At 53.7% G+C, this 9,554-nt stretch carries 6 protein-coding genes; 1 reads left to right on the top strand and 5 read right to left on the bottom strand.

Features of this window, described 5'->3' with window-relative positions:
* Nucleotides 1–330: 330 nt before the first annotated feature.
* The 4 genes from AC0QH1_RS13290 to AC0QH1_RS13275 form a co-directional block, all read right to left on the bottom strand.
* Nucleotides 331–1,095: an LmeA family phospholipid-binding protein gene (locus tag AC0QH1_RS13290; RefSeq protein ID WP_324631633.1), complete on the bottom strand. Its 765-nt coding sequence runs from the start codon at nt 1,093–1,095 to the stop codon at nt 331–333.
* Nucleotides 1,096–1,232: 137 nt separating this feature from the next.
* Nucleotides 1,233–1,835 carry a pentapeptide repeat-containing protein gene (locus tag AC0QH1_RS13285; RefSeq protein ID WP_324631632.1) on the bottom strand — a complete coding sequence of 201 codons (603 nt, stop codon included), beginning with the start codon at nt 1,833–1,835 and terminating at the stop codon, nt 1,233–1,235.
* Between the two features lie 212 nt (nt 1,836–2,047).
* Nucleotides 2,048–3,460, bottom strand: coding sequence for an HD domain-containing phosphohydrolase (locus AC0QH1_RS13280; RefSeq protein ID WP_324631631.1), 1,413 nt, complete (start codon nt 3,458–3,460; stop codon nt 2,048–2,050).
* A gap of 399 nt (nt 3,461–3,859) precedes the next feature.
* The gene (locus AC0QH1_RS13275) at nt 3,860–6,988 is read right to left on the bottom strand and encodes a Calx-beta domain-containing protein (RefSeq protein WP_324631630.1); all 3,129 of its coding nucleotides are present in this window, start codon (nt 6,986–6,988) and stop codon (nt 3,860–3,862) included.
* A 145-nt stretch (nt 6,989–7,133) separates the two neighbouring features.
* Between AC0QH1_RS13275 and AC0QH1_RS13270 the strand changes: the two genes are divergently transcribed.
* Nucleotides 7,134–7,256, top strand: coding sequence for a hypothetical protein (locus AC0QH1_RS13270; RefSeq protein WP_324631629.1), 123 nt, complete (start codon nt 7,134–7,136; stop codon nt 7,254–7,256).
* Nucleotides 7,257–7,602: 346 nt separating this feature from the next.
* Here the strand turns inward: AC0QH1_RS13270 and AC0QH1_RS13265 are convergent.
* Nucleotides 7,603–9,554: CHAT domain-containing protein (locus AC0QH1_RS13265; protein WP_324631628.1), on the bottom strand; the 1,952-nt coding region annotated here is incomplete at its 5' end.

Genomic DNA, 9,554 nt, shown 5'->3' with positions numbered 1-9,554 from the left:
ACGCCTCATAGCTAAAGCCGGTTAGAAACCGGCTGAAAACGTTATCAGAGAAGCATTTCAGTCGGTTTCAACCGACTGTAAGCTGTTAGACGGGGATTTTAATCCCCGTCGGGTGTTGCAACTGGTGCAAGATCTCAGTTTTAACCGACTCGAGCCATTAGCCGGGGATTTTAATCCCCGGCGGGTGTTGCTAAAACCCACAAAAGCCACAATCTGTGAGGAGCGATCGCGGCATTGAGGGAGGATGTGACCTCAGATATTAAGATGTAAAAAGACTGCATTAATCGGGGAAGGTGAACCGCTACGTGATGCAGCGGCGTGCTGCGAACGTTATTTATTGACGCCCTTCCCAGAGGGAAACTGATTGATATGAGCCGACCCGTAGAACACAAGATTTTTGCGTTGGAGGCGCACCCGGTCAACCCGAAGTTGCGTACCTTCCAGAGCAAACTTATCCAAGTCGAGCAAATGGTTAACATGTTCGATTAACGCTTTCCCCAGTGCCACGGATTCCTCATCGCCCTCATAGGTAACATCGACGAATTGGATTTTATGGCGGTCTTGCACGTCTACACTAGCGGTAAAATCCAGATTCAGGGGAGAATCGGAATCGCCCACCTTAACTTTGGACTGCAGGTGCAAGGTTTTATCGGGATTGAGCGTCACATCGGTATTTTGAAAATGCAGGGGTTGGCCCTGATATTGGAGACGTTGCAGCTTTTCCACCACAAACGGGGTATTAAACGAAGTGGTCAAATCATCTTCGCTCAACACCACCCTCATGCTGGCGCTGGTGGGGCGGCGTAATTTCACCTGACCGGAGAAAATCGCGCCGAAGTCGATCGCAACCGCCTGCAAATAGAGTTCCATATTATCAATTCGCAGGCCATTGTACATCAACATGCCTTTGCCGATGAAATCAAAGCCATCGACACTGCCCTGCAACAATTTCGTTACAGGTTCGGCGCGGACATTGGCCTCTACTTTTTCCGATCGCTTAAATAGAGCAGCGATCGCGGTTCCCGCCACTTTACTAACGAGAGCGTCGCCAGCTTGATTTTGAAATGGTGTGCTGCCAAACAAAGCGGATACCATATTTGTGCATGTTTGCCTACGCTCCCATTATAACGTTTCATTACGAAATGTAAAGTTTTGTTATGCTTATGGGATCCATAAGCCAACCCCGGAAGCGGGGCAAAACAGGCACGACAAGCCACTTACAGCTTACTCCCTCAGTGGTCTAACGGAGTCCCTTCCACGCAGGCCCCGGCGAGCAATGCCCCGGCAAACTGGGCAGAATCCACGATCGCGCAGAGTAAATTCGCCCCAGTCAGATTCGTCCCGCGCAGCACTGCGCCGCTGAGGTCCGCCTCTTCGAGATCCGCATGGGATAAGTCCGCCCCGGAGAAATTGGCATTGCACAATTCCGCCCCTTGCAGAGTCGCCCGAGACAAGGACGCCCCCTGCACGTCGGCCCCGCGCAGGTCCACACCGCTAAAGTCCAAATTGCCACACATCGCGCCGGTGAGGAACGCGCCGGAAAAGGTTGCCCCCTTGACTGTAGCATCGCTCAGCAGCGCGCCGCGCAAATCGGCGTTGCGACAATCCGCCCCGGAGAGATTCGCCCCAGAGAGATTCGCCCCATGCAGGTTGGCGCGCAAGATAGCCCCAGAGAGATTCGCCCCGGAGAGATTCGCCCCGGTTAAATTCGCTTGAGACAGATCCGCATCGGCGAGATCTGCGCCGGCTAAATCCGCCCCCACAAGGGAAGCGTCGCGCAAGTCTTTCACTTTTCCGCGTCGAATCGCGCTGATATCTAGAGTCGAATGAGTCATAGATAGGAAATTAAAATACTAATTTTCGGGAAAATGGCGAATGCCGGGGAAGTCCGCCGACACGGACTCATCCCAAATCCGTCTAGCAAACGCCTTTTATAAGCTACCCCGCCACGGGCTGTTTTGAAATGAGCGGGGGGTCTTTTTGCGCCTTTTCTGGGCGTCTGGGGATAAAATCCATCCCCATAGCTTGCGGATTCATTGTACCCGGTTTACCCTTGATTTTCCGCTTGTTTTCCGGGATTGGCAGAGGATTCTTCCAACCAAACATTAGGAAGTTGACTGGGGCGATCGGGCAACTGCATCAGGCCCATATCCACCAGACGCACCACATTAGTGAGAGTCTCCACCAGAGCAGGGTCGAAGCGGGTACCGCTGCGTTGCTGACATTTTTCTAACGCCTCGGATAAACTGCGCGCCTGTCGGGATCCGCGCGCTTGGGTGAGTTCTTGGAAATAGGAGACCAGACCGAGGATGCGAGCTTCGATGGGGATTTCTTCCCCTTTGAGACCATCGGGTTTGCCGCTTCCATCCCAATATTCCAGATGGTGCGCCACGATATCGCGGACCGGGGCCAATTCGGGCATAGCAATCAGGAGTTGAGCGCCAGTGCGAGCGCGATCGCGCCAAACCGCCAGACTCATCTCATCCAAATCGCGAGCGTTTTTGGCAAATACCTCATTGGGTGCGGACACCAACCCGATGCGGAACAACAGGCCCGCCAAGCGCAGGCGGCGCAATTGCAACGTAGGTAAATCGAGCAATTGGCCCAGGGTTTCCGACAGGGCCGCCACTTGCAACGAAGCCACCGGATTAGCCGCATCCCGTTCGTCTACCCGCTGAGCCATTCGCAAAAAGGCTTGCAATTTATTGGCATTTAGGTTGCGGCTCACCTTCACGGCGCGACCTTCCAACTCCCACAGTTCGCGGGTTTGACGGTTTACCGCCACCAATTGCTGCTGCGAGGTTTGCAAATAGGTGACAATCCGAGACACCACCCCACTCATATCTGCCAAGGGAGGCCCAACCGTGACTTGAATCTCCTGTTGCTGATGGTGGAGGCGATCGGCCAGTTCCGGGTTGTACGGGCGAATCCGCTCGATTAAAATCTCCGAGGTTTTCGACACCAGAGCTTGGTCAAAGGTCCACAACCCGTAGAATTTGCGCTCCATATCCACATCGGGTTTGCCCTCGGGGAGATATTCCTCGTCCGAGAGTTCGTGACACAGCACCATCGCCTTGTAAGTTGGCGCAACAATAATTAAATTCCATTCATTCACCAAACTATCCGTGGCATCTAACTCCACCAAGGAGACGTTTTCCTGCTGACTGGTGCGATGGGTATTGAATCCACTATCGGGCATGGCACAAATGAGAACTTCCCGGGAAAGCTGTGCGATGTCCCAGTAGCGTTCTGCTTCTTGCAAATACCACTTACCCCGCTGAAAGGTGACTAAGACCAAGGGTTTTTGCTCCGAGTCCGGGGCACTGGTTTGCAGGATGTGATCTTCGAGGGCGTGGCACAGGGCCACTAAGGTGTTTTTAAAGTAAACTCCATAACTAGAAGGTAGTTGTCCGTCGGTACAGGCGGCTTTTAGTTGGTTGAGTGTGGATTCCGGGTTCATTTTAAACCGCAAAGTTTGTTATTTCTTTTATTGTACCGGAAATCCGGCTCGGAACCAAATGCCGCGATCGCACTCGGGGGAATTTCAGCCCGGGTGCCTCTGAGGCGCGCCAGGGTGTGGGGCGGCGGCGTCTGGGGAAAAGCATTCCCTTCCACCAGGGAACCCGTGATTAATCCCGAGATGCGATCGCCCCCAATCGCCAGGAATGTCCGGGGAAAGGGGGAGGTTATTCCCCGTCGCCTAACCGCTTGACGAATTTGGCCATCGCGATCGCGCCCATTCGGAAACTGCCACCCATTTCACCCTATCCACCGAGGGATTGAAATTGCCCGCGATCGTCGCCGAATTGTGCGCCTACACCGACTCATTGGTTTGACCGCTATGCCTGCGGACGCGAGATTACACAAAATCAACTGCATCGAGTTCGGTGGCATTGATATTTTGCACGATCGCCAAATACTCGCCAGTCACCGGGTCTTGCAGAATCGTATCTTTAGCCCGCTCGTCGGTACCTTGAGAAATGGATAAGCCATCGAATGTCAGGGAATCGCCCAAATCGATAACATCGGCATCCGGGGTAAAGTCTACGATAACATCTGCCGCGCTTAATGTAAAGCCGCCGCTGCCTCGAGCGATCGCAAATGCATCGTTGCCCGCGCCACCGGTGAGAGTATCCGCACCGGCATCGCCTGCTAAGCGGTCGTTTCCGCCATCGCCGAACAAGCGATCGTCACCGTCACCCCCCGACACGCGATCGCTGCCTTCGCCGCCGAATATCGCGTCATTGCCGGCCTCACCCCGGGCGCGATCGTTACCTTCGCCGCCGAAGAGAATGTCATCCCCTGCGCCGCCTGCGAGACCGTCATCTCCGGTTTGACCGTAAAGAATATCGTTGCCGTCGAATCCTTCTATCTTATCATTACCGGCGCGTCCGTGGACGATATCGGTATCGGCAGATCCGGTAACGCGATCGTCCCTGTCGGTGCCGGCGGTATTTTCCGCTGCGGCAAACGCGCGGTCGATGCCCGGGTTATCGTTATCGCTGACATTCACTACAATCGAGGGCAGGTCGATGCGGTTGTAATTAGCATCGGCACTGGTAGCGCGATGAGCGATCGCACTGGTGTGAGTGCCAGCAAACCCACTGCGGGCAAGGGGATCGGATGTGCTGTCATCCACCGCTGTCAGGGTTACGGTTTGCGACTGGTTCCAGTTGTCCGGCGTAAAGGTGAGCCGCTCTACATCGGTGGTGGTTTGGCCATCCGGGGCGACTGCGATTTCCACATTTGCCGTGGGTTGCGTATTTAGCACAATTTTGTAAGTATCCGTGCCAAACCCTTCCATTGCCAGAGTATTGCCCACCGGTTGAATCAGATTCACCGACCCGCTAGGCGGTTGAGGTTCGGAATCGTTATCGATGACGGTGGCGGTTATCGGCTCGATGGATATGCCGTCGTAATTTGCATCCGCGCTACTCGCCGTGGCGGTGATGGTACTGCTGTGGTCTCCTTCCACTGCTGTATCGTCCGCCGCTTCTACCGCGATCGCCTGCGCTCGATTCCAGTTTTGTGGCGTAAACGTCACTTCCTCGGTGCCGAGGGTCGTCTGACCGTCGGAGGTCAGATTCAGGGTAACATCTGCCGTCGGTTCGCTGGTGAGAACGACCTCGTAGCTGTCACCATTGCCGCCTTCGGTCACGGTGGTGCTGTTGTCGGATTGAGATATAGATACCCCAGCGGTATCGTTATCCTCATTCGTGAGGATGACATCTACCGGATCGATATCGTTATAGTTCGGGTCGGCACTGCTTGCCCGGTCGGCGACCAGGGCATATTGGATATTTCCATCGGCGATCGCATCATCCACTCCCGTAACCGTAACGGTTTGCGGCGCATTCCAATTCTCTGGAGTAAAAGTGAGACTTGCGGGAGATACCGTGCCTTCGCTGGTATCGTTACTGGCCAAAGGCAGGGTAACGTTAGCCGTGGGTTCGCTGGCCAGGGCAATGGTAAACTCAGCGGTGCCCCCCGCTTCTGTGGTATTGCCTTCCAAGGGAGATACATTGAATCCCGCTTGTGCGATATCGTCATCGATGATTTCTACGGTGGCCGTGGTTTGAAACAGGTTCAGCCCGCCGGTGGGATTGGCAAAAGTGAGGGTAAAGGTTTCGGTACTTTCTACCTCGCTATCGTCTTTCACCGGCACCGAGAGGGTGGCGGTATCGCTACCCGCATCGAAGGTAACGGTTTGAGGGGTATTCTCGAAGTCCGTACCACCGATAGCGGTACCATCGGTAAATTGTACCTCTACCGTAGCAGTGGCGGAAAGTTCCCCAGAGCGCGTGAGAGTAATGGTGGCATCTTCGCCGCTGTCGCTTTCGTTCAGTTGATAGGTGGTTTGGGGAAAGTGAACTTTCGGCTCTAAGTTGAATTTTTGGGCGTAGATGTCATACCCGTTGCCATTTCCGGTATTGCTTTGCCACGCGATCGCGCCGATTCCTTGTGAGTCGAGAAATAACACCGGATTTTCCCGATCGCCGTCGGTTTGGGAATTGACGCGATACTCCCGTCCCCGGGTATTGCCCGCACTGTCATACTGCTGCAAATAGATGTGAGTGGTTCCGTCGGGGAGGATACTCGACCAGGAAATCGCTAGATTGCCGTTTTGAGCCATCGCGATCGCCGGGTCTTGCTGATTTCCAGCAGTGAGGTTGCGGTTGACTAAAAACTCGCCCCCCACGGGGTTTCCTTGGTTGTCATACTGTCGCGCGTAAACCCCGAGTTGGTCCCCATCTTGACTGTTACTTTCCCACGCGATCGCGTAACTGCCATTCGGACGAATCGCGATCTGCGGATTCGCGCGATCGCCCTCGGTTTGTTCGCTGACTCGAAAGGTGGTTCCGGGATTTCCCTGTTGGTCAAACTGCTTGGCGTAAATCCCCGCCGCGTCTTCGCCGGTATCTCCTCGCCAAACAATGGTAAATTCCCCATTCGGACGCATGGCGAGCGCCGGATCTTGTTGGTTGGTGGTGGTGGTATCCACCACGATTGCATTACCCTGAGCAGTTCCGTTTTTGTTATACTGTTGCGCGTAAATTGCCGAGGTTCCGTTGAGGTTGCTTTCCCACACTAAGGTAAAGTTACCATTCGGACGGATCGCGATCGCCGGATTTCGCGGATTCGCGCTGGCACTTTCTACTTTGGTGGGCGTCCCCGCCATCCCTTGCTGGAAAAAGAGTTCGCTGGAACTTCCCTCACTTGTACTTTGCCATGCGAGGGTAACATCTCCATTCGGTCTCCTGGCGATCGCCGCCTGTTTTGGCTGATTGGCACTACTCACCAGCACCGAATTGCCAGCGGGATTTCCTTCTCCGTCGTACTGTTGCGCGTAGATTCCAATCCCTTCGCTTCCTTCACCCTCCCAGGCGATGGTAAAATTCCCATTATCCCCCGTGACGACTGGGTTTTTTTGCTCGTCAGCGGTATAAGTATTAACTAAAGAATCCGAACCGATTGTTATCGCAGCCATATTTCACACGTCCTTTGCCAAAACGCCCCTTATTAAGCAACCGTTGGCCGGGATTTTTTCGTCCGTTTGGGCGAAGCAACCTCTTCAGCGACGGTGGTGGCGATCGCCATCTCTTCTAGCGTACAAACATCCCTCACCATTTGTCATGCCTCTCTGGGTAGAAACCCGCAGCTCGAACAACATAAATTTTGCCGCCCTGGGGTGCAACAACTCTGCCGTTTCTGCTTCAACTTATCGGGGATTTCGCACCCTGCGATCGCGCTTGTAGCGATAGCCTATTTCCGCAAAATACCGTATCTGCGCCCTGCGGTAATTTTATCGTCAACCCCTCTTATTCACCTGGGTATCCCCCCTTTTGTAGCAGCATTTTTTGCGTAAAAATTTACAGGCGATCGGGCAAATTAACCCCTTTACTTCCGATGTGACGCAGCCCCTCAAAATTTGCTCTCCTAAACCCCATGACAAGAACGCAAGACCCGAGAAAAGGGAATAAATATTTCTTCAGCCTCTTGACAATTGCCCTGGTTTTATGATGGAACTAATTACCACACTTTACCCAATCAACTCTTGATAAAAAATACCTACAGAATTCCCGTAGTTTAGCATCACAGGGTTTACCACGGACTCCCGATAATGATAAATGCGGCCCAATAATAAGGATGCTGCAAATTTTCGTTATCCAACTGAGATAATGCTGGCGGAAGCGGGATTTCCTCCGGGGGCGTCATCCCCATCAAACGCCCCGATTCGATTTGCCATTCCCCCTCAATCATTGCCATCTGAGCGTGGCGCAATGCTTCTGCTTTGATAGGAACCATACCAGATTCTTCGCCATCGTTTGGCAATTTTTGATTCAATTGATGGTAAAATTCATTCATCAAGGCCACCGTACCTTCATCGCTGATATACCACAAACTGGCTAAGGCGGATTCAACCCCCGCCTGCACCGCTAATCCGGCAAAACCCAACTCCGCTTGGTTGTCCCCGATCGCCGTGCGACAAGCAGAAAGCACTAACAATTCAACCGGGGGTTCGTGCCAATCCAATTCGCGGATTTTGTAAACCGGTAAGGTAGTATCCCAAAACTGAATGTAAGAATTACTTGGCTCTCCCGGGAGAAATTCGGCGTGGGTGGCCAGGTGAATAATTTGGTACTGTTCTGAGTCGCGTTTGTTCTTTAAATTCTCCAGGGTAAAGGTTTGATTGAGAAAAGATTCCCCGGGCCACTCTTCAGTGATGCTGGACAGTTCTACCGGAACCGCATGTAATGGAGGGCGTGCGGTAAATTGCGAAGCTCCCATTGCTAAAATTTTCGCATTTTCTAGGGGTTTATAATTCAAATCGGTCAAATTGAGACTGGGAATCAAAGCGATCGCGTACCGTTCCACCAAAAAGCGATCGCCATCGTAAAACGCCGCCACGGGAACCCCGCGCAATCCTTCATCCATCGAAAAAATTAGAGTATCGATATCCCGCGCTTTCAGTTGTTCTTCTAATGGTGCAATTATCCACTCATACAGTTGCTTCGCCGAGGAACGATAACTGGTGGTAAACCGTCGCTTCGGGTCGGTGATTTCCCGCCGAAATTCCTGCACCACCTGCATCAAATTTTCGCGATCGGCCTCTTGGATACTCTCGTAAATCGGCTCACCTTCCGGAGGCACTAACACTAAATCTAATTGCCCTTCCCGCGCAAAGGTATAGAGCATCGCCGGGTTGGTTCCTGTGGGTCGCGCTCTCATTACAATTTTTTGTTGCAAGGCGCTAAAGGTTCTCAGATCGCGCCGAATATTGCGATCGAGATAATCCCCCAGTTGCTCGCTATAAAAAATATCCAATAATCCCACCGCTTCTTCCACCCTGCCCGCATCCAGTTGCGCCGCAATATCCGCGCGACTCACCGTACTAAGGGTAAAGTTTTGTTCCGCAAGGGTACTTTGCTCTGGCGATGATGATGACACGGAGGACGAGGCATTGATTTCCATCGGATCGGGAATGATATTGCGCGATTCTACGGAACGTTCCGTGAGAACGTCAGTGGCGATCGCTGCAGGTAAGAATTCTGACTGCGAAATGGCCCGCGATCGCTCGGCGACGATCCCGCCATCCGGCGTAGCAACTCCCCCCTCCCCCGCCGCAGGCGCGCTTGGCGTCGGTGCGATCGGCGCGATCGGCTCACTTCTTCCCCCGCTTGTCGGTTCCCTGGGTACCGTCGGCCCTTCTCCCGGGTTTCCCCCGTTCGATCGCGGCGCGGGTTCCGGCAATTCTGCGGGAACCAAAGGCGTTCCCACCACCGGCCCTGTCGGTATAGAATCCTCTGTCGGTGCGGGTAGTGTCGGTGTTTCCCCACTGGGTGGCGCTGGAATGTCCGCCGTGGTTTGCTGTGGCGTCTCCTCACTAGGTTGTTCCGGCGTTTCCCCAGTCGGTTGCTGTGGCGTTTCCCCAGTCGGTTGCTGTGGCATGTCCTCACTAGGTTGTTCCGGCGTTTCCCCAGTTGGTTGTTCCGGCGTTTCCCCAGTCGGTTGTTCCGGCGTTTCCCCAGTTGGTTGTTCCGGCGTTTCCCCAG

The sequence above is a fragment of the Phormidium sp. CCY1219 genome (assembly GCF_055795085.1).
Note: the sequence above shows the minus strand (reverse complement) of the source record. Positions and strands in the feature narration are given on the sequence as shown.

Bases quoted from the DNA above. Each gene is read 5' to 3' on its own strand.
- AC0QH1_RS13290 (WP_324631633.1), bottom strand. From the start codon at position 1,095: ATGGTATCCGCTTTGTTTGGCAGCACACCATTTCAAAATCAAGCTGGC.
- AC0QH1_RS13285 (WP_324631632.1), bottom strand. From the start codon at position 1,835: ATGACTCATTCGACTCTAGATATCAGCGCGATTCGACGCGGAAAAGTG.
- AC0QH1_RS13280 (WP_324631631.1), bottom strand. From the start codon at position 3,460: ATGAACCCGGAATCCACACTCAACCAACTAAAAGCCGCCTGTACCGAC.
- AC0QH1_RS13275 (WP_324631630.1), bottom strand. From the start codon at position 6,988: ATGGCTGCGATAACAATCGGTTCGGATTCTTTAGTTAATACTTATACC.
- AC0QH1_RS13270 (WP_324631629.1), top strand. From the start codon at position 7,134: ATGCCTCTCTGGGTAGAAACCCGCAGCTCGAACAACATAAATTTTGCC.